A 19315-nucleotide genomic window follows, 5' to 3' on the forward strand; every position below is an offset into this window, starting at 1 on the left:
CGAGCATTTGACCGCGCGTGGCCGGGTCAGCGCTCTGCTACCCGATTTCCCCTGGGACACCATCGCTTCCGTGAAGGCGAAGGCGGCGTCGCATCCGGACGGCATCGTCGACCTCTCGGTCGGGACACCGGTCGATCCGGTGGATCCGCTGATCCGCACGGCACTCTCGTCGGTGGCGGAGGTACCGGGCTACCCGACCACGCACGGTACGCCCGAATTGCGCGAAGCCGTTGTCGCGGCGCTGAAGCGGCGATTCGGGATCACGGGGGTGGACCCGGCGGCGGTGCTGCCGGCCATCGGCACCAAGGAGCTCATTGCCGGGCTGCCGCGGCTGCTCGGCCTGGGATCGCAGGATCTGGTCGTCATCCCCGAGGTCGCCTACCCGACCTACGAGGTGGGCGCGCTGCTCGCCGGGACTCGCTATGTGCGCGCCGACGGCACCACGCAGCTCGGCCCGGAGCGGCCCGCGCTGATCTTCCTCAACTCGCCGTCGAACCCGACCGGCAAGGTGCTGGGCGTCGACCACCTGCGCAAGGTGGTGCAGTTCGCCCGCGAGCGCGGGGCCATCGTCGCCTCCGACGAGTGCTACCTGGGGCTGGCCTGGGAGGGCCGCGCGGTGTCGATTCTCGACCCCGAGGTCAGCGACGGTGACCACACCGGCCTGCTCGCCATCCACTCGCTGTCCAAGACCTCGAATCTGGCCAGTTACCGGGCCGGTTTCGTGACCGGTGATCCGGAGCTCGTGGCGGAGCTGCTGGAGGTGCGCAAGCACTCCGGCATGATGCTGCCCTTCCCGATCCAGGCGGCCATGACCGCGGCCCTCGGCGATGACGCGCACGAGGTTCAGCAAAAGGATCGCTACCGGGCGCGGCGGGTCGTGCTGCGAGATGCCCTGCAGCGCGCGGGATTCCGGATCGACGACTCCGAGGCGGGTCTGTACCTGTGGTCGACGCGCGGCGAGGAATGCCGCACGACCCTGGATTGGCTGGCCGAGCGCGGCATCCTGGCGGCCCCGGGCGAGTTCTACGGCCCGCGCGGCAATCAGCATGTGCGCATTGCCCTTACCGCCACGGACGAACGAATCACCGCGGCCGCTGATCGTCTGACCAGCTGATTTCCCGTTACCACCGGGCCCGTGATAGCGTCTACGACGTTGCAAGGCCCGGTGGCCGAGCGATTGCAAGGCCCTGTGGCGCAGTTGGTTAGCGCGCCGCCCTGTCACGGCGGAGGTCGCGGGTTCGAGTCCCGTCAGGGTCGCACTGTCACTGTCCCGCCTCCCCGCGTATTTAGCGGGCGGCTGGGAGCCGTTCACTCTTGGCAACCCGTGCCGGCGGTTGGGTGCCGAAACCATTCTGGGCGTACCCGGGGAGTTACCCCCATCTCGCGAAATCAGTTGTCGTCTCCCTAATTTTGTTCAAAACTGACACACGTTCTCTTCACTACCTCTATAACAGGTTCTCATCGCAACTCGATGAGGAGTCTTTCAGTGCGTGGTCTGTCTTATGAAACCCCCGGTAAGAGTGTCTATGGCAGCAATGTCAGCCGACGTGGGTTCCTAGCTGCAACAGGTGTCATTCTGGGGGCGGCTGCGCTACTACCGAAGGCGCCCCTGGCCCGGGCACTACCCACGGGATCGATCAATGACGGTGACACGATGCCGGTTCTGGTCATCGGCACCGGCTACGGCGGCGCGGTCGCGGCGCTGCGGCTCGCGCAGGCCGGGCAGAACGTGGTCATGGTCGAGAAGGGCATGTCCTGGAGCCAGCCCGGGTCCGACGGCAAGGTCTTCTGCAACATGCTGAATCCGGACGGCCGGTCCTTCTGGCTGCGCACCGAGACCGACCAGCCGGTCAACCATTTCATGGGCGCGCCCTACAACAAGTCCATCTCCCGCTACACCGGTGTGCTGGATTCCGAGCAGTTCAGCGGGATCCGGATCTACCAGGGCCGCGGCGTGGGCGGCGGCTCGCTGGTCAACGGCGGTATGGCGGTGACGCCCAAGCAGGAGAACTTCGCCAGCATCCTGCCGTCGGTGGACGCCGGCTCGATGTACAGCACCTACTACCCGCGCGCCAATGCCGGGCTGAAGGTGAACAACATCGACCAGACCTGGTTCCAGGGCGCGGACTGCTATCAGTTCGCACGGGTCGGCATAAAGCAGGCGCAGCGGTCCGGGTTCGCGTACACCTTCGTGCCCAACGTCTACGACTTCAACTACATGAAGCAGGAGCAGGCCGGCACCGCCACGCGGTCGGCGCTCAACGCCGAGGTCATCTACGGCAACAACTACGGCAAGAACTCACTGGACAAGAGCTATCTGGCGGCGGCGTCGGGCACCGGCAAGGTGACCATCGTGCCGCAGCACGTGGTCACCATCGTGGCGCCGGCCAATGGCGGCGGCTACTCGGTGTCGATGAACCAGATCGACACCAGCGGCAATACCGTCAAGGCGAAAACCGTTACGGCGCAGAAGGTCTTCTTCGCGGCCGGCAGTGTCGGGACCAGCAAGCTGCTGGTTACCCAGAAGGCCACCGGCAAGCTGGGCAATCTGCCGGACTCGATCGGCGCCGGCTGGGGCAACAACGGCAATGTCATGGTGGCCCGGCAGAACCAGGCCTGGGACGCCACCGGCAGCCTGCAGTCCTGCATCCCCTGCGTCGGCATCGACAACTGGGCCGACAGCGGCGGCCCGGCCTTCGCGGAGGTATCGCCGTTCCCGGCCGGCATCGAGACCTTCGCCAGCCTGTACCTGGCCATCACCAAGAACCCGAATCGCGGCACCTTCTCCTACAACTCGGGATCCGGTGGCGTGGACCTGAACTGGCAGACCGCCTGGAACCAGCCGAGCATCGACGCCGCCAAGCGCATCTTCGACAAGATCAACAGCAAGGAAGGCACCATCTACCGGACCGACCTGTTCGGCGAATACAAGACCTGGGGCGACGATTTCGCCTACCACCCGCTCGGCGGCTGCGTGCTGAACGTGTCCACCGACAACTACGGGCGGCTCACCCAGTACCCGGGCCTGTACGTCATCGACGGCTCCCTGATTCCGGGCCTCACCACCGTCAACCCGTTCGTCACCATCACCGCACTCGCGGAACGCAATATCGAGACGATCATTTCGCAGGACTTCCACTGAGGAAGCGGCCCCGCCGACGGAGAAATTCCGTCGGCGGGGCCGACCGGGGCGTGTTCGTTCCGGTCGGGCAGCGGCGATCGCGTTAGCCTTGGATATGGACGCTGTCACGGTTGTCCCTGCTCCCGGCAATGAACCGGTGCACACCTACGCCCCCGGCAGCCGCGAACGCGAGCTGCTGGCCGGCAGGCTCGCCGCTCTCGCCGCCGACCCCGTGGATGTGCCGCTCGTCATCGGCGGCAAGCATCAGCCCGGCGGCGGCGAGCGGCACACCATCGTGATGCCGCACCGGCGTCGCCAGGCACTCGGGACCTACACCCACACCACCCACGACGACGCGCGCGCGGCCATCGCGGCGGCGACGGCCGCCGCGCCCGGCTGGCAGGCCATGCCTTTCGAGGAACGGGCCGCCATTCTGCTGCGGGCCGCCGACCTGCTGGCCGGGCCCTGGCGCGAGACCCTGGCCGCCGCCACCATGCTCGGCCAGTCGAAAACGGTGCAGCAGGCCGAAATCGACGCACCCTGCGAGCTGGTGGACTTCTGGCGCTTCAATGTCGCCTTCGCCCGGCAGATTCTCGCGGTTCAGCCGGAATCGGCGGCGGGCGTGTGGAATCGGATGGACTACCGGCCTCTGGAGGGCTTCGTCTACGCCATCACGCCGTTCAACTTCACCGCCATCGCCGGGAACCTGCCCACCGCGCCCGCGCTCATGGGCAATACCGTCGTCTGGAAACCTTCCTCGGCACAGACACTGTCGGCGTACTACACGATGAAGCTGCTGGAGGAGGCGGGCCTGCCGCCCGGGGTCATCAATATGGTGACCGGCAGCGGCGCGCAGCTCTCGGAGGTGGCGCTGGCCGATCCGCGGCTGGCGGGCATCCACTTCACCGGTTCCACCCGCACCTTCCAGTACCTGTGGCAGAGCGTCGGCTCGAATATCGGCCGCTACCACGGATATCCGCGGCTGGTGGGGGAGACCGGCGGGAAGGACTTCATCCTCGCCCACCCGTCCGCCGACCCGGATGCCTTGCGCACGGCCATGATTCGCGGCGCCTACGAATACCAGGGGCAGAAGTGCTCGGCCGCCTCGCGCGCCTATATCGCCCGGTCGGTGTGGCAGCGCATGGGGCAGGACTTCCTGTCCGAGGTGGAGTCGCTGACCTACGGCGATGTCGCCGATCTGTCGAATTTCGGTGGGGCCGTGATCGACAACCGCGCCTACGACAAGTGCGTGGCCGCCATCGAGAAGGCGAAGGACCGCGGGCTCACGGTCCCCGCGGGCGGTGGCTACGACGACAGCGAGGGCTGGTTCGTCCGGCCGACCGTGCTGCTCGGCGAGGATCCGGGCGACGATGCCTTCGCCACCGAGTACTTCGGGCCCATTCTGTCGGTGTACGTCTACGACGACAGCGCCCCCGACTCGTTCGCCGAGATCCTCGAGGTGGTGGACGGGACCTCGCCCTACGCACTCACCGGCGCGATCTTCGCCCGCGACCGCAAGGCCGTCGAAACCGCCTCGGACGCACTGCGGTTCGCCGCGGGCAACTTCTACATCAACGACAAGCCCACCGGTGCGGTGGTCGGGCAGCAGCCCTTCGGCGGGGCCCGCGCCTCCGGCACCGACGACAAGGCGGGCTCCTACCTCAACCTGCTGCGCTGGGTCGCGCCCCGCACGCTCAAGGAGACCTTCGTTCCACCCACCGACTACCGCTACCCCCACATGGAGACGCGATGAATCCGCTGCGGCCCGCGATTCTGGCCGCGGCCGGATCGTCGCGGATGAAGGACGCCGTCACCCGGGTGCCGGTCACCGCCGCGGTGGTCCGGCGGTTCGTGGCCGGGGAGACCCGGGCCGGGCTGGTCCCGGTGGCGCGTGAGCTGCTGGCGAGTGGCCGCGCGGTGAGTGTCGACTTCCTGGGCGAGTACACGACCGAGCGTGCCCAGGCCGATGCCGCGGTGGCGGAATACCTTTCGCTCATCGACGACCTGGCCGAGGCCGACCAGGTGATGCCCGGCGCGCACACCGACATCCCCCGGGTGGAGGTCTCGCTCAAGCTGTCGGCGCTCGGCCGGTCGCTGGGTCAGGACGGGCCGGCCATCGCCGCGGAGAACCTGCACAAGCTGTGCGCCAAGGCCGCCGAGCGGCACGTCTGGGTGACCGTCGACGCCGAGGACCACACCACCACCGCCGGCACCCTGGAGGCGGTCCGCCAGGCCCGCGCCGAATTCCCCTGGCTCGCCGTCGCTTTGCAGACCTACCTGCGTCAGGCCGAGGACCGCGCCCGCGACCTGGCCGCCGACGGCACCCGAGTCCGCCTCTGCAAGGGCGCGTACCAGGAACCGGCGACCGTCGCCTATCGGCGCCGCGCCGAGGTCGACGCCTCCTACCTGCGCTGCCTCGACGTCCTCTTTCGCCGCGCCTGGTACCCCATGATCGCCTCCCACGACCCGGCCATGATCGCCGCCGCCCTCGCCCTCTCCATCGAAAACCATCGCAACCCAGGCGATTTCGAGTTCCAGATGCTCTACGGCATCCGCGACGCCGAGCAGCGCCGCCTCGTCGCGGACGGCCACTCCCTGCGCGTCTACATCCCCTACGGCACCCAGTGGTACGGCTACCTCATGCGCCGCCTCGCCGAACGTCCCGCCAACCTCGGCTTCTTCCTTCGTGCCCTAGCTGACCGCGCCTGAGAATTCGCGGTCACGGGTTCGTTCCCGGGGCGCGCCAGGGCCGCACACTCGAGCGTGCGGTCCTGCTCTGGACGGAGTTTCAGGGGTGAAATCCCTGAGCGTCCGAGAGTTGGTTCAGACCAGGGGGCGGCCGAGGCGGCGGCGGAGGCGCATGTCGGCGAGGTAGAAGTTGTAGGGGAACAGGCGGATCGGGGTGGGCATGCGGGTCCAGATCGCGGAGATCAGGCGCAGGAAGCCGCCGAAGATGCGCTCGTCGCGGGCGGACCAGGTCATGGCCATCTCCTCGCGCAGGTGCGGCGGGAGCAGGGCGGTGACGATGAAGCGGTGCAGGCCACCCAGGGTGATCTGCAGGGGCCAGGGCAGCATCTTCAGGTCGGTGAGGTCGTTGAAGTACTTGCGGGTGGGAGCATCGATCGACTTGGTCGCGAGGTTCTCCTCCCAGTACACGTAGAACTCGTCGCGGGTGGCGGGCCACATCTCGGGACGCATCTGCAGGGTGGTGCCCAGCCGCGCGCAGTACTGGTAGAAGGCTTCCGCCAGTTCGGGATTCATGGGGCCGCGCATGCGGTGGTAGAGATCGTCGACGCCCCAGTAGAGGCAGGCCGCCACCCACAGCTGCAGCTCGGGGTCGAAGGCGTTGTACTTGACCGCACTGCCGGGCTTGGAGTGGACGCTGCGGTGCGAGCGGTTCACGGCCTCGCGGTAGTCGCGGCGGTCGTCGTCGTTCCCGAGCAGCGCGACCGACAGATAGGTGAGGGTGGTGCGCAGCCGCTTGATCGGGTGCAGCGTCACCTTGCCACTGTCGACGTCGCTCTCCATGACGCCGTAGGCGACGGGTTTCAGCGACAGCTGCATGACGACATTGGCCGCGCCGCCGAGGAAGGCCGCGACGCCGTCGATGTGCTCACGCACGGATTCCGGGGTCATCGGCTCGTAGGCCGGCGGGAACTCGTCGAACTTGCGCAGGGGGGCGGTCATCGTCGACTCGGCTCCTCGTCGTCACTCCTCACCTATGAGGAGAGTGTGAGAAATTTCGCCCCTCACCCTCTCATCGCAGGGTGGTCATGTCAATGTGCGAAGATTAGTGCCTCACCGTTTCTTTGCGACCGGAAAGGCCCGGACCATGGCCAAACTGGCCAAACTGCTGCCGCTCGTCCGCGGATCCGGCCCCGAGGATCACAACCAGGCCAAGGTCCTCGATGCCGCGCTGATGGCGTTCCTGGACTTCGGCATCAAACGCACCAGCATGGTGGAGGTCGCCCGCCGCGGCGGGCTCTCGCTGGCCACCCTCTACCGCCGATTCGCGGGCAAGAACGACCTCATCCAGGCCGTCGGCCTGCGTCAGGCTCGCCAGCTCGTCGAGGACATCGACGCCGCGGTGCAGGTTCCGGTCGAACGCGACGCCAGCGCCGAGGAGCAGATCACCGTGCTCTTCATCGCATTCATCGAGGGCCTGCGCGGCAATCAGCTGCTGGGCCGCCTGCTCAAGACCGAACCCGAGGTGGTACTGCCCTATCTGACCGTGCAGGGCGCGCCGGTCATCGAACTCGGCCGCGATTACCTTGCCGAGTTCATCGCCCGCCTGCAGGCGGAAGGCAAACTGCCGCAATACGATCCGCTGCCGCTGGCCGAGATGATCGCCCGCGCGGCGCTGTCGCTGGCGCTGACGCCGCAGACGGTCATTCCGCTCGACGATCCCGTCGCGCTGCGGCAGTTCGCTCGCGACCACATCATTCCCGGATTCCGGATCCTCTGACCCGCACCGGGTTTCACACCAGCCGCAGGCCCAGCCTGCGCCGCAGACGCATATCCGTGAGATAGACGTTCAGCGGGAAGGCCCGCAGTGACGGCGGCACGACCGATTCGGCCGCACCGGCCAGCCGCAGCATCCGGGCCAGTGCGCGGTCCTGCCGCGGCGTCCAGGTCATGCCCATCTCGTCGCGGAGATGCCGCGGCAGCAGGCCGGTCACGAAGAAGCGGTGGACGCCGCCGAAGGCCAGCTGGAACGGGCGGGGCAGCATCCTCAGGTCGATGAGATCCTCGAAGTAGGCCCGGATCTTGGGATCGATGCGGGTCTTGGCGAGGTTCTCGTCCCAATATCGGTCGAAGGCGGCGCGATCGGCGGGCCACATGTCCGGGCGCACCTGCAGCGTGGTGCCGAGCCTTGCGGCGTGGAGGTAGAAGGCGTCGGCGTCGTAGTCGTCCATGGGTCCGTGCATGCGCTCGTAGAGATCACGCGCACCCCAGTACAGGCAGGCCGCGACCCAGAGCTGCAGCCGGGGATCGAAGGCGTTGTACTTCACGGTGCTGTTCGTGTGGGACCGGACGTACTTGTGCACGGAATCGACGGCCTCCCGATAGGCCGCACGGTCTTCCTCGGTGCCCAGCAGGGCCACGGCCAGGTAGGTGAGGGTGGTGCGCAGCCGTTTGAGGGGATGGACCATGACATTCCCGGATTCCACCGGGCTCTCCACCACGCCGTATCCGACCGGCGGGTGGGAGAGCTGCATGATCACGTTCGCCGCCGCGCCGAAGAAGCCCGCCGCACCGTCCAGATAGTGGCGGACGTCGATCTCCGGTGCGGGGGCTGCGGATTCGGACCGGTCGTGCAGCGGCCTGGTCATCGTTGACCACATCCTCGGGTGAGAAAGTTATATAGAAACTTTCTTACCCACTCGGGTCACCTGTCAACCGGCTCGGCGGGTTCGCAAGCGATTCGTTGCCGTGCGGCTCCGGTAGCGTGGGCCCGTGTCGCCGCTGTTGCTGAGCTCGTTGAACCCGGCCGCCATCGCCGCCGGAGCCGATATCCCGGATGCCGTCACCATCGACGGGGAGACGTTGTCGCGCAGTGATCTGCTCGGCGCGGCCACCTCCGTCGCCGAACGCGTGGCCCAGGCGCGCCGGGTGGCCGTGCTGGCCGAACCGACCGCTACCACCGTGCTCGCCGTGGTGGGCTGCCTGATCGCCGGGGTGACCGTGGTGCCGGTGCCGCCGGACTCCGGCAGTGCGGAACTGGCGCACATCCTGCGGGATTCGGGTGCGCAGGCCTGGCTGGGCAAGGCTCCCGAGGGCTCCGATCTGCCGGTGATCCCGGTGCGCAAGCACGCACGGTCCTGGCATCGATACGCCGAACCCGCCGGGAAGGCAACGGCTTTCATCCTCTACACCTCCGGCACCACCGGCGCGCCGAAGGGCGTGATGCTCAGTCGCGACGCCATCGCGGCGGGCCTGGACGCGCTCATCGAGGCGTGGGGCTGGACCTCGAAAGATGTTCTGGTGCACGGTCTTCCGCTGTTCCACGTGCACGGCCTGATCCTCGGCGTGCTGGGCCCGCTGCGGGCCGGCAGCCCGCTCGTCCACACCGGTAGGCCCACCCCGAAGGCGTATGCCGACGCGCACGGCACCATGTACTTCGGCGTGCCCACCGTGTGGTCGCGAATCGTCGAAGATCCCGACGCCGCACGGGAATTGGCGAAGGCGAGGATCCTGATCTCCGGCAGCGCGCCGCTGCCCGTGCCGGTGTTCGAGCGGCTCGCCGAGCTCACCGGGCACGCTCCGATCGAGCGCTACGGCATGAGCGAAACCATGATCACCCTGTCCACCCGGCCCGACGGCGAACGCCGCCCGGGCTGGGTCGGGACCCCGGTGGCGGGCGTCGAGACCCGGCTGCGCGACGAGGCGGGCGACCCGGTGCCGCACGACGGGGAGAGCGTCGGCGGACTCCAGGTGCGCGGACCCATGCTCTTCGACGGCTATCTGAACAAGCCGGAGGTCACCGCCGAGAACTTCACCGCCGACGGCTGGTTCCGGACCGGCGACGTGGCTGTCATCGACGCCGAGGGCTTCCACCGCATCGTGGGCCGGGAATCGGTGGACCTCATCAAGTCCGGTGGCTACCGCATCGGCGCGGGCGAGATCGAGACCGCGCTGCTGGGGCATCCGGCGGTGGCCGAGACCGCGGTCGTCGGCGTCCCCGACGACGATCTGGGGCAGCGCATCGTCGCCTATGTCGTGCTCCGCCCCGGGGCGGGCGCGGCGATCGCCGACGAGCTCATCGCCCATGTGGCGGGCGAACTCTCGGTGCACAAGCGGCCGCGCGAGGTACGCGTGGTGGACGGCCTGCCGCGCAATGCCATGGGCAAGGTCCAGAAGAAACTGTTGTCTTGACCTCGAGTGCACTCGAGGTCCTACCGTGATCGGTATGACCGCATCGCTGTCGCCCGCCCAGATCGAGTACCTGAACAGCCAGCGACTGGGGCGGCTGGCCACCATCCGTCCGGACGGCTCACCGCAGAACAATCCGGTGGGCTTCCGCTACAACGCGGCCCTGGGCACCATCGACATCGGTGGGCTCGATCTGGGCGCGAGCCAGAAGTTCCGCAATCTGCTCAAGGAGGAGCGGGTCGCCTTCGTGGTCGACGATGTCCCCTCCGTCGATCCCTGGACGGTGCGGTGCCTCGAAATCCGCGGCACCGCGCAGGCGTTGCGGGACGTGGAGCCGTGGTACCCGGGCCTGTCCCCGGAGCTGATCCGCATCACCCCCGAACGGGTCATCGCCTTCGGCCTCTGACACCGGAGGTCCGGTGCTGGAGGTTTCGGGGCCGGGCCGGTGCAACTCCGGCGGCATCCCGTTCCCCGGCATGGACGGCTTCGCGGCGCTCTGGCGCGGCCTCTACCACTGAACGTGAAATGACGAAAACCCCTGCGGCGCAAGCCTGCAGGGGTTTTCGCGGCATTGAAGTCAGTCGTTGGCGTGCAGCGCCGCGTTCAGCTCGATGCCGGTGCCCTTGCGGGGCCGGACCTCGACCGCGCCGGTCAGCGAGTTGCGAATGAACAGCAGATTCGACTTGCCCGACAGCTCACCGGCCTTCACGACCGTGCCGTCCGGCAGCGCTACCTTGGTGCCGGCGGTGACGTACAGGCCCGCCTCCACCACGCAGTCGTCGCCGAGCGAGATGCCCAGGCCCGAGTTCGCGCCCAGCAGGCAGCGCTCACCGAGCGAGATGACCTGCTTGCCGCCGCCGGACAGGGTGCCCATGATGGATGCGCCGCCACCGACGTCGGAGCCGTCGCCGACCACCACACCGGCCGAGATCCGGCCCTCCACCATGGAATTGCCGAGCGTGCCGGCATTGAAGTTGACGAAGCCCTCGTGCATGACCGTGGTACCCGAGGCCAGGTGCGCGCCCAGCCGCACCCGGTCGGCGTCGGCGATGCGCACCCCCGACGGCAGCACGTAGTCGACCAGGCGCGGGAACTTGTCCACGCCGTACACCGTGACCGGTCCGCGGGCGCGCAGCTTCAGCCGGGTCAGCTCGAATTCCTCGTTGGAGCAGGGGCCGTGGTTCGTCCACACCACATTGGCCAGCAGGCCGAAGATGCCGTCCAGGTTCGCGCCGTGCGGGCGGATCAGCCGGTGCGAGATCAGGTGCAGACGCAGGTACGCGTCGTGCGTGTCGATCGGCGCGGAGGCCAGATCGGCGATGACGGTCCGCACCGCGACGATCTCCACGCGGCGTGCCTCGTCCGTGCCGACCGACGCGGCGAACTTCGCGAATTCGGGATCCGAGGCATCGAGCCGGACGGTGCCGACCTCGTCGGCGGAGAAGGTCCCGAGGCTGGGATACGGGTACCAGGTGTCCAGGACTGTGCCGTTGACGGTGACGGTGGCTAGGCCGACTGCAGATGCTCCCTGTGTACTCACGTCCCCCTACGTTACCGGGCTGTGAATTCATACCGCATGCGGTGCCGATTTGTGCCAACGCAGCGACCGTGCGGAGAACGGAGGTTATTCCTCCTTTATGGTGGATCAAGTGACCATCGATCTGAGTGCCGACCCCATTTCACTCACCGCCGCGCTCGTGGACATTCCGAGCGTGTCGAAGAACGAGAAGGTCATCGCCGACATCGTCGAAACGGCGCTGCACGAACAAACCACCGGATTCGAAATCCTGCGGCACGGCAATACCGTGCTGGCGCGCACCAATCGGGGGCTGCCCACTCGCGTCATTCTCGCCGGGCATCTGGACACCGTGCCCATCGCCGACAATGTCCCCGGCCACTTCGAGACCACCGCGGACGGCGAACAGCAGCTGTGGGGTTGCGGCAGCGTCGACATGAAGTCCGGTGACGCGGTATTCCTGCACCTGGCGGCCACCGTGGCCGATCCGGTCCACGACCTGACCCTGATCTTCTACGACTGCGAGGAGATCGCGGCCGAGTTCAACGGCCTGGGCCGCATCGAACGTGAACTGCCCGAGTGGCTCGCGGGCGATCTGGCCATTCTCGGCGAGCCCTCCGGCGGCTGGATCGAGGCGGGCTGCCAGGGCACCCTGCGGGTGCGGCTGACCACCTCCGGCGTGCGTGCGCACACCGCGCGAGCTTGGCTGGGGGACAACGCCATTCACCGCCTCGCCCCGATCCTGGAGCGGCTGGCCCGCTACGAGGCGCGCGCGGTCGAGATCGACGGCTGCACCTACCGGGAGGGCCTGTCCGCGGTCCGGGTGGAGGGCGGCGTGGCCGGCAATGTGGTGCCGGACGTGGCGACCGTGGACGTGAACTTCCGCTTCGCCCCCGACCGCACCCTGGAGCAGGCCACCGAGCACGTGCGCGAGGTATTCGCTGGTCTGGAACTGGATTTCGAGCGCACCGACGGCGCGCCCGGCGCCCTGCCCGGGCTGTCCAATCCGGCCGCCAAGGACCTCATCGAGATCGTGCACGCGCACGGCAGCGGCGGCGTCCGCGCCAAGTACGGCTGGACCGATGTCTCGCGGTTCGCCGCCCGCGGCATCCCGGCCGTCAATTTCGGCCCGGGCGACCCGAATCTGGCCCACAAGCGCGATGAGCACCTGCCCGTCGACCAGATCACCCAGGTGACGTCGATGCTGCGCAGTTACCTCACCGGCGCCAAAGGCTGAGTAGTTGTTCAACACCCCGCTGATCGAGCGACCGGCGGGGGTCACCCGCTCCCTGTACGGTTGGCTGCATGTCTGCTGACGCCGAGTACGAGGGTGTGCGCTCGCCCAAGACGCCACGATTTCGCGGGCCGATCATGCTGCGGCGGGATCGTAAGAAGGGCATAGGCACCACCGATCAGCATCTGCTGGACGAGCGCGGGCCGGCCGACTGGGTGCACACCGACCCCTGGCGCGTACTGCGCATCCAGGCCGAATTCGTCGAGGGCTTCGGCGCTTTGGCGGAGGCGCCGGCCGCGGTGGCGGTCTTCGGCTCCGCCCGCACCCCCGCCGAGTCGGCCGAGTATGAGGCCGGTATGGCCATCGGAAGTGCCTTGGCCCGAGCCGGTTTCGCGGTCATCACCGGCGGCGGACCGGGCGCCATGGAGGCGGCCAACCGGGGCGCCTCGGAGGCGGGCGGATACTCCATCGGCCTCGGTATCGAGCTGCCCTTCGAGCAGCACCTCAACGAGTGGGTCGACCTCGGCATCAACTTCCGGTACTTCTTCGCGCGCAAAACGATGTTCGTGAAGTACGCCCAGGCATTCGTCTGCCTCCCCGGCGGTTTCGGCACCCTCGACGAACTGTTCGAGGCGCTGACCCTGGTGCAGACCCGTAAGATCACCCGCTTCCCGATCATCCTGTTCGGCACCGAATACTGGGCGGGACTGATGGATTGGATGCGCGACTCACTGCTCGGCTCGGCCAAGGTCGCCCCCGGCGATCTGGGGCTGCTGCACATCACCGACAGCGTGGACGAGGTGGTGCGGATCGTGGTGGAGGCCGCGCAGGCGCGCCGCGAGCTGGACGAGGCGGGCGTGGAGGATCAGTGGTGAGCACCGCCTACGCGGTCTGCGTGTACTGCTCGGCCAGCGTGGACGATCCGGTCGCGCTGGATCTGGCCACCCGGGTGGGCGACGAGATCGGCCGTCGCGGTTGGCAATTGGTGTCCGGCGGCGGCAATGTGTCCATGATGGGCGCGGTCGCGCAGGCGGCCCGGGCCGCCGGGGCCAGGACCGTCGGGGTGATCCCCAAGAAGCTGGTGCACCGCGAGGTCGCCGACACCGACGCCGACGAGCTGATCGTCACCGACACCATGCGCGAGCGCAAACAGGTCATGGACGACCGCGCCGACGCCTTCCTGACCCTGCCCGGCGGCATCGGCACGCTCGAGGAACTCTTCGAGACCTGGACCGGGGCCTACCTGGGCGTGCACGCCAAGCCGGTGGTGGTGCTCGATCCGCAGGACCACTACGCGGGCCTGTTCGAGTGGGTCGAGGGGCTGCGGCTGCGCGGGTACGCGGGCCGCGAAGCGATCGATCGGGTGCTGGTGACCAAGGACTTCGACTCCGCTTTCGAGGCGCTGCGTCCCGGCCGTTGAGAAACCATCTGGTTTCACTCGACAAGATCGGGCGAATCGGTAAGGGTGGGCGGCGGGGGACGTGAGCGCGAGGAGCACAGCGAAGTGAATACCGATGTCCGTTCGACGGTGAGCCTGCTCGACCTGGTCCGCAGTCTGCCCGGCATGGCGATGCAGGCCCCCGGCATGCTCCGCAATGTCGTGCACATGCTGGTGAAATCCGGCGACAAGGCATCCATCGGGCTGTTCTTCCAGCGCGGCGCGGTCAGGCACCCGGACCGGCCCTTCCTGAAATTCGAAGGGCGCGTGTACACCTGGGGCGAGGCCAACTCCGAGGTCAACCGGTACGCGAAGGTGCTCGCCGCGCACGGGGTCGAGCGCGGCGACGTGGTGGGCATCCTGATGGTCAATCGCGCCGAGGCGCTGTTCACCGTGCTCGCCACCGTGAAACTCGGCGCCACCGCGGGCCTGCTCAACCACAATCAGCGGGACGTGGTGCTGCAGCACAGCTTCGGGCTGCTGAACTCGGTGCTGGACGTGGTCGGTGAGGAGTGCGCCGACGCCCTCGACACCCTCACCGAGGCCCGGCCCGCCCTGCTCTGGTCCGAGCAGCTGGCCGCCGAGGCCCGCACCGCCGACGCCTCGAATCCCGCTGTGACCGAACAGATCACCGCCGGGGAACGCGCCTACCTGATCTTCACCTCCGGCACCACCGGGCTGCCCAAGGCCAGCGTCATGACCCACCTGCGCTGGACCAAGTCCATGGCCGGCATCGGCGGCCTCGGCGTTCGGCTCGACGGCCGGGACACGCTGTACTGCTGTCTGCCGCTGTACCACAACAACGCGCTCACGGTGGCGCTGTCCGCGGTGATCGCGGGCGGCGCGACCTTCGCGCTGGGCCGCAAGTTCTCGGCCACCCGCTTCTGGGACGAGGCCATCGCCAACCAGGCCACCGCCTTCATCTACATCGGTGAGCTGTGCCGCTACCTGCTCAACCAGCCGGCCCGGCCCGCCGACCGCGCGCACACCGTCCGGCTCTGCGTCGGCAACGGCCTGCGGCCCGAGCTCTGGGACGAGTTCCAGCAGCGCTTCGGCATCGAGCGGATCGTCGAGTTCTACGGGGCCAGTGAGGGAAATGTCGCCTTCATCAACGCCTTCTCGGTTGCCCGGACCGCCGGCTTCACCCCGCTGCCCTTTGCCATCGTCGAATACGACGACGCCACCGGCAAGGCGTTGCGCCACCCGGACGGCCGCCTGCGCCGGGTGCCGCCGGGCGGGGTCGGGCTGCTGCTCGCCAAGGTCACCACGAGCTCGCCCTTCGACGGCTACACCGACGCGGCCGCCACCGAATCCAAGCTCGTGCGAGATGGTTTCGAGCCGGGCGACTGCTGGTTCGACACCGGCGACCTGGTGCGTGACCAGCGCTGGGGACACATCGCGTTCGTGGACCGCCTCGGCGACACCTTCCGCTGGAAGGGCGAGAACGTCGCCACCACCGAGGTCGAGGGCGCCTTCGACGGCATCGACTCGGTCACGCAGGCGGTCGTTTTCGGCGTTGACATCCCGGGCACCGACGGCAAGGCGGGCATGGCCGCTGTGACGCTGCACGAGGGTGGGCACTTCGACGGCAAGGTCGCCGCCAAGGTGCTCTACGACCACCTGCCGGCCTACGCCGTGCCGCTGTTCATCCGCGTGGTGCCGGAGCTGGAGCAGACCTCCACCTTCAAGAACCGGAAGGTGGAACTGCGCAAGCAGGGCTACACCCCCGACGACGAGAGCACCCTCTACGTCCTCGCGGGCCGCACCGAGGGCTACGTTCCCGCATACTCCGAATACGCCGCCGACGTGGCCGCGGGGCGCGCGCCCGGCAACTGAACAGCAGCCGGTCGGAGCCCAGTTCCGGTCGGCTGCCCAGCAGTGGCGCCACAGCCCTCGGTACAGTCGAGGGCATGTGTGCGCCGTTGCCGACATTGTGCGGGAAGCCGGTGGCGACGGATCGGGCGCTTGTCATGGCGATCGTGAACCGGACGCCGGACTCCTTCTATGACCGAGGCGCGACGTTCAGCGACGAGGCCGCCATGCGGGCCGTCGACAAGGCCGTCGCCGAGGGCGCGGATCTGGTCGATATCGGCGGGGTCAAGGCCGGTCCGGGCGCCGAGGTGGACAACATCGAGGAGGCTCGCCGGGTGGTGCCGTTCGTGGCGGCCATTCGCGAGCGCTACCCGGATCTGCTCATCAGCGTGGACACCTGGCGTGCCGACGTGGCCCGGGCCGCGGTCGCCGAGGGCGCGGATCTGATCAACGACACCTGGGCGGGGGCGGACCCGGATCTGGTCGGCGTCGCCGCCGAACTGGGCGTAGGAATTGTGTGCTCACACACCGGGGGTGCGATTCCGCGGACCCGTCCACACCGGGTCCGATACACGGATGTGGTGACCCAGGTCACCGAGACGGTGGTGGCCGCGGCCGAAAATGCTGCGGCGGCAGGGGTGGCCAAGGACTCGATTTTGATCGATCCGACCCATGATTTCGGCAAAAACACCTATCACGGGCTCGAATTGTTGCGTGCGATAGACGTTCTTGTGAAAACCGGATGGCCCGTCTTGATGGCGCTGAGCAATAAGGATTTCATCGGAGAGACTCTTGGTGTCGTCGAGCTGTCCGAACGATTGGAGGGCACATTGGCAGCGACTGCTTGGTCGGCCGCCGCGGGTGCTCGCGTCTTTCGAGTGCACGAGGTGGCTCACACCCGCCGGGTGGTGGACATGATCGCCGCCATCCAGGGTCACCGCCCACCCGCCCGTACCCTGCGAGGTCTCGCATGAAAACAGACTGGGTGAACACCAACACCTTCGACAGCCCCGACTGGACGGTAGCGGAACTCACCGCCGCCAAGGGCGACCGCACCGTCTCGGTGGTGCTGCCCGCCCTCAACGAGGAAGCCACCGTCGCCGCCGTGGTGGCCAGCATCCGGCCCCTGCTCGGCACGCTGGTGGACGAACTCGTCGTCCTCGACTCCGGGTCCACCGACGCCACCGCCGCCCGTGCACAGGCGGCCGGAGCCACCGTGGTGACCCGCGAACAAGCCGTCCCCGAACTCGACCCCGTCCCCGGCAAGGGCGAATGCCTGTGGCGCTCGCTGGCAGTCACCAGCGGCGACATCATCGCCTTCGTGGACTCCGACCTCATCGACCCCGACCCCAACTTCGTCCCCAGGCTGCTGGGCCCGCTGCTCACCGTCGACGGGATGCACCTGGTCAAGGCGTACTACCGCCGCCCGCTGCGCACCGGCGAATCGGTGGACCACCACGGCGGCGGCCGCGTCACCGAACTGGTGGCCCGCCCGCTGCTGGCCGCGCTGCGGCCCGAACTGTCGAATGTGCTGCAGCCCTTGGGCGGTGAGTACGCCGGCACCCGCGAACTGCTCACCTCGGTACCGTTCGCGCCGGGCTACGGCGTCGAAATCGGCCTGCTGCTCGACACTTACGACCTGCTGGGCCTGTCCAGCATCGGCCAGGTCAATCTCGGCGTCCGCCAGCACCGCAACCGCCCGCTGGCCGACCTGGGCGTCATGAGCCGCCAGATCCTGGGCACCGTCCTGGGCCGCAGCGGAATTCAGGACTCCGGCGCGGCCCTGACCCAGTTCCCCATGGTCGCAGGCGAATTCATCGCCCACGCCACCGAAGTCTCGCTGGCCGACCGGCCCCCGATGAACACCCTCCGCCCGGAGGAGGCCGCCGCCTGACCTCGAGGGGCCGGGCGACGGCGCACTGCCCTCGCCCGCGCCGCCTCGCTGGATTCCGTTGCGCGCCATCATGCCGGCCATGCATCCGGCTAGCGGTCGTGGCGGTAGATCGGCGTCAGCAGGTCGGCCTCGATCGGTTCGCCGGTGGAGCGGTCGTACCGGACGCCGACCACCGCCGAGAACGGATGCGTGCTCGCGCGCTCGTGCAGGGTCGCGAGTCTGGTTGCCAGCAACCGGATCGCGCCCAGCGAGGCGGGCGGATGCAGGCCGTCGATGACCAGCACGCTGCCCTTGCCGTCCGGGCGGGGGAGGCGGGCCAGGTAGGCGATGTCGTAGGGCTCGGTGCCGCCCGGGCGGTAGACGCGGCGGGCGGCCCGGTCCTCGATGCCCCGGCGTACCCGCCCGGCGCGCGCCACCGTGCGGCGCAGGCGCGGGTCCGCGGCCACGAGATACCGCAGACTGGGCGACAATTCGGGCCCGCCGAGCACGATCAGGCCGTCCCGGTCGAGGTCGAGCGGGCGGCCCGGCAGGAAGCGCTGGACATTGGCGGTGAAGCCGAGTTCGCGCAGTAGCTCGACCAGCCGGTGCGGCGCCGCGGCATCGGGCGCACCCACGAGGGCGATGGCGCGCGTCGTGCTGCGGACGTCCGGGGTGAGGATGGTGAGCGGTCCATGCCCGAAGAACAGACCTTCCGGTACTGGCCCTTGCGTACTCACCTGGTGGATGCGGGCGCGGGAAAGTCCCGCGGCCGCACCTATTCTCGCGAACGTCCAGCCCTCGGCATGCAGTTCGCGGATGACGGCGCGGCGGATGCGAGTCAGCTCATTGATCTGCTGCTGCGCGGCTGCCACGCCTTCGGTGGCGGCTTTCAGGCGTTCGACCTTGTCCTCGATCGCGAATACCCGGGCCACCTCGTCGGCCGACATGTGCGCAGTCTAGATAGCTGGACAGCATCATGCGTCAAGTCCGGTCGACATATTTGATCTCAGGTGGCGTCCGGATCCACCGGCGGACGTTCGTTGCGCTCCAGCGGTTTTTGTTCCTTCGGCATCGAAATCGGTCCGGATCCGCTGTTGGTGTAACCGTTTCCGCTGTTCGGGGAGCTCACCGGCTTGTCGAAACTGGTCAGGTCGTTGAAGCTGTTCAGGATCGAGTCGTCCCCGTCGAGCAGGTGTTTGGTGACCATGGATCGCGGATTCATACTGCGCAGTTCGTTCAACTGCTCCAACGGTTTCCGGATCTCGTCGAATTCCGGACCGAGCTCATCGCGCAATTGCTGAGTCGCGCCGGTGGCGTAATCGCGTGCCTGTTTCAGGGCGTGCGCGGTCCAGCGAACGGCGCCGGGCAGACGCTCCGGACCCAGAATCACAAGTGCGGCGACGAGCAGAATGAGCATCTCGCCCCAGCCGATATTGCTGAACACAGTA

Annotated in this window: 18 protein-coding genes and 1 tRNA gene; 14 read left to right on the forward strand and 5 right to left on the reverse strand. The window is 68.1% G+C overall.

Annotated features, from left to right (window positions below; all coding sequences use genetic code 11):
* Positions 1 to 7 precede the first annotated feature (7 nt).
* From dapC to ABZV44_RS08915, 5 genes are all read left to right on the forward strand, one after another.
* Positions 8 to 1114, forward strand: a complete 1107-nt coding sequence (dapC, locus tag ABZV44_RS08895) for a succinyldiaminopimelate transaminase (protein ID WP_354833589.1) — start codon at positions 8 to 10, stop codon at positions 1112 to 1114.
* A gap of 69 nt (positions 1115 to 1183) precedes the next feature.
* Positions 1184 to 1257 (forward strand) — tRNA-Asp (locus tag ABZV44_RS08900).
* A gap of 397 nt (positions 1258 to 1654) precedes the next feature.
* Positions 1655 to 3142 (forward strand): GMC oxidoreductase, encoded by a 1488-nt coding sequence (locus ABZV44_RS08905; RefSeq protein WP_354833591.1) that lies wholly within the window; start codon positions 1655 to 1657, stop codon positions 3140 to 3142.
* 94 nt (positions 3143 to 3236) lie between these two features.
* Positions 3237 to 4874: an L-glutamate gamma-semialdehyde dehydrogenase gene (gene pruA, locus ABZV44_RS08910; protein ID WP_354833593.1), complete on the forward strand. Its 1638-nt coding sequence runs from the start codon at positions 3237 to 3239 to the stop codon at positions 4872 to 4874.
* On the forward strand, positions 4871 to 5830 hold the full coding sequence (locus ABZV44_RS08915; RefSeq protein ID WP_354833594.1) for a proline dehydrogenase family protein: 960 nt from the start codon (positions 4871 to 4873) through the stop codon (positions 5828 to 5830). Before pruA ends, ABZV44_RS08915 begins: the two co-directional genes overlap by 4 nt.
* Positions 5831 to 5944: 114 nt before the next feature.
* On the opposite strand, the gene ABZV44_RS08920 is transcribed toward ABZV44_RS08915, so the two are convergent.
* The gene (locus ABZV44_RS08920) at positions 5945 to 6808 is read right to left on the reverse strand and encodes an oxygenase MpaB family protein (RefSeq protein ID WP_354833596.1); all 864 of its coding nucleotides are present in this window, start codon (positions 6806 to 6808) and stop codon (positions 5945 to 5947) included.
* Positions 6809 to 6953: 145 nt separating this feature from the next.
* Here ABZV44_RS08920 and ABZV44_RS08925 point away from each other — a divergent pair, with 145 nt between their 5' ends.
* Positions 6954 to 7586 carry a TetR/AcrR family transcriptional regulator gene (locus ABZV44_RS08925; protein WP_354833597.1) on the forward strand — a complete coding sequence of 211 codons (633 nt, stop codon included), beginning with the start codon at positions 6954 to 6956 and terminating at the stop codon, positions 7584 to 7586.
* A gap of 13 nt (positions 7587 to 7599) precedes the next feature.
* On the opposite strand, the gene ABZV44_RS08930 is transcribed toward ABZV44_RS08925, so the two are convergent.
* Positions 7600 to 8454, reverse strand: a complete 855-nt coding sequence (locus ABZV44_RS08930) for an oxygenase MpaB family protein (RefSeq protein WP_354833599.1) — start codon at positions 8452 to 8454, stop codon at positions 7600 to 7602.
* A 133-nt stretch (positions 8455 to 8587) separates the two neighbouring features.
* On the opposite strand from ABZV44_RS08930, the gene ABZV44_RS08935 reads away from it, so the two are divergent.
* Positions 8588 to 9997, forward strand: coding sequence for an acyl-CoA synthetase (locus ABZV44_RS08935; RefSeq protein WP_354834085.1), 1410 nt, complete (start codon positions 8588 to 8590; stop codon positions 9995 to 9997).
* A 34-nt stretch (positions 9998 to 10031) separates the two neighbouring features.
* Positions 10032 to 10400, forward strand: a complete 369-nt coding sequence (locus ABZV44_RS08940) for a PPOX class F420-dependent oxidoreductase (protein WP_354833601.1) — start codon at positions 10032 to 10034, stop codon at positions 10398 to 10400.
* Positions 10401 to 10571: 171 nt separating this feature from the next.
* Here ABZV44_RS08940 and dapD read toward each other — a convergent pair whose 3' ends face one another.
* Positions 10572 to 11534, reverse strand: coding sequence for a 2,3,4,5-tetrahydropyridine-2,6-dicarboxylate N-succinyltransferase (dapD, locus tag ABZV44_RS08945; RefSeq protein ID WP_354833603.1), 963 nt, complete (start codon positions 11532 to 11534; stop codon positions 10572 to 10574).
* 109 nt (positions 11535 to 11643) lie between these two features.
* On the opposite strand from dapD, the gene dapE reads away from it, so the two are divergent.
* From dapE to ABZV44_RS08975, 6 genes are all read left to right on the forward strand, one after another.
* A complete protein-coding gene (gene dapE / locus ABZV44_RS08950; protein WP_354833605.1) occupies positions 11644 to 12747 on the forward strand; it encodes a succinyl-diaminopimelate desuccinylase in 1104 nt (367 codons plus the stop codon).
* A 68-nt stretch (positions 12748 to 12815) separates the two neighbouring features.
* Positions 12816 to 13619: a TIGR00730 family Rossman fold protein gene (locus ABZV44_RS08955; protein ID WP_354833607.1), complete on the forward strand. Its 804-nt coding sequence runs from the start codon at positions 12816 to 12818 to the stop codon at positions 13617 to 13619.
* Positions 13613 to 14164, forward strand: a complete 552-nt coding sequence (locus tag ABZV44_RS08960; RefSeq protein WP_354833609.1) for a TIGR00730 family Rossman fold protein — start codon at positions 13613 to 13615, stop codon at positions 14162 to 14164. The genes ABZV44_RS08955 and ABZV44_RS08960 overlap by 7 nt, the downstream gene beginning before the upstream one ends.
* A gap of 84 nt (positions 14165 to 14248) precedes the next feature.
* Entirely contained in the window at positions 14249 to 16018 is a 1770-nt protein-coding gene (locus tag ABZV44_RS08965) for a long-chain-acyl-CoA synthetase (RefSeq protein ID WP_354833611.1), read from the forward strand.
* A gap of 74 nt (positions 16019 to 16092) precedes the next feature.
* Complete coding sequence (gene folP / locus ABZV44_RS08970; RefSeq protein ID WP_354833613.1) at positions 16093 to 16968, forward strand: dihydropteroate synthase; 876 nt, start codon at positions 16093 to 16095, stop codon at positions 16966 to 16968.
* Positions 16965 to 17888 carry a glucosyl-3-phosphoglycerate synthase gene (locus tag ABZV44_RS08975; RefSeq protein ID WP_354833615.1) on the forward strand — a complete coding sequence of 308 codons (924 nt, stop codon included), beginning with the start codon at positions 16965 to 16967 and terminating at the stop codon, positions 17886 to 17888. The genes folP and ABZV44_RS08975 overlap by 4 nt, the downstream gene beginning before the upstream one ends.
* 89 nt (positions 17889 to 17977) lie before the next feature.
* On the opposite strand, the gene ABZV44_RS08980 is transcribed toward ABZV44_RS08975, so the two are convergent.
* Positions 17978 to 18814 (reverse strand): hypothetical protein, encoded by an 837-nt coding sequence (locus tag ABZV44_RS08980; protein WP_354833617.1) that lies wholly within the window; start codon positions 18812 to 18814, stop codon positions 17978 to 17980.
* 59 nt (positions 18815 to 18873) lie between these two features.
* Positions 18874 to 19311 carry a Sec-independent protein translocase protein TatB gene (tatB, locus tag ABZV44_RS08985; protein WP_354833619.1) on the reverse strand — a complete coding sequence of 146 codons (438 nt, stop codon included), beginning with the start codon at positions 19309 to 19311 and terminating at the stop codon, positions 18874 to 18876.
* Positions 19312 to 19315 lie beyond the last annotated feature (4 nt).

Source organism: Nocardia sp. NPDC004860 (assembly GCF_040609015.1).
Taxonomy (GTDB): Bacteria; Actinomycetota; Actinomycetes; order Mycobacteriales; family Mycobacteriaceae; genus Nocardia.

Bases quoted from the DNA above. Each gene is read 5' to 3' on its own strand.
- ABZV44_RS08920 (WP_354833596.1), bottom strand. From the start codon at position 6,808: ATGACCGCCCCCCTGCGCAAGTTCGACGAGTTCCCGCCGGCCTACGAG.
- ABZV44_RS08940 (WP_354833601.1), top strand. From the start codon at position 10,032: ATGACCGCATCGCTGTCGCCCGCCCAGATCGAGTACCTGAACAGCCAG.
- ABZV44_RS08955 (WP_354833607.1), top strand. From the start codon at position 12,816: ATGTCTGCTGACGCCGAGTACGAGGGTGTGCGCTCGCCCAAGACGCCA.
- ABZV44_RS08975 (WP_354833615.1), top strand. From the start codon at position 16,965: ATGAAAACAGACTGGGTGAACACCAACACCTTCGACAGCCCCGACTGG.
- ABZV44_RS08980 (WP_354833617.1), bottom strand. From the start codon at position 18,814: ATGTCGGCCGACGAGGTGGCCCGGGTATTCGCGATCGAGGACAAGGTC.
- ABZV44_RS08930 (WP_354833599.1), bottom strand. From the start codon at position 8,454: ATGACCAGGCCGCTGCACGACCGGTCCGAATCCGCAGCCCCCGCACCG.
- folP (WP_354833613.1), top strand. From the start codon at position 16,093: ATGTGTGCGCCGTTGCCGACATTGTGCGGGAAGCCGGTGGCGACGGAT.
- ABZV44_RS08905 (WP_354833591.1), top strand. From the start codon at position 1,655: ATGCCGGTTCTGGTCATCGGCACCGGCTACGGCGGCGCGGTCGCGGCG.
- pruA (WP_354833593.1), top strand. From the start codon at position 3,237: ATGGACGCTGTCACGGTTGTCCCTGCTCCCGGCAATGAACCGGTGCAC.
- ABZV44_RS08925 (WP_354833597.1), top strand. From the start codon at position 6,954: ATGGCCAAACTGGCCAAACTGCTGCCGCTCGTCCGCGGATCCGGCCCC.
- ABZV44_RS08915 (WP_354833594.1), top strand. From the start codon at position 4,871: ATGAATCCGCTGCGGCCCGCGATTCTGGCCGCGGCCGGATCGTCGCGG.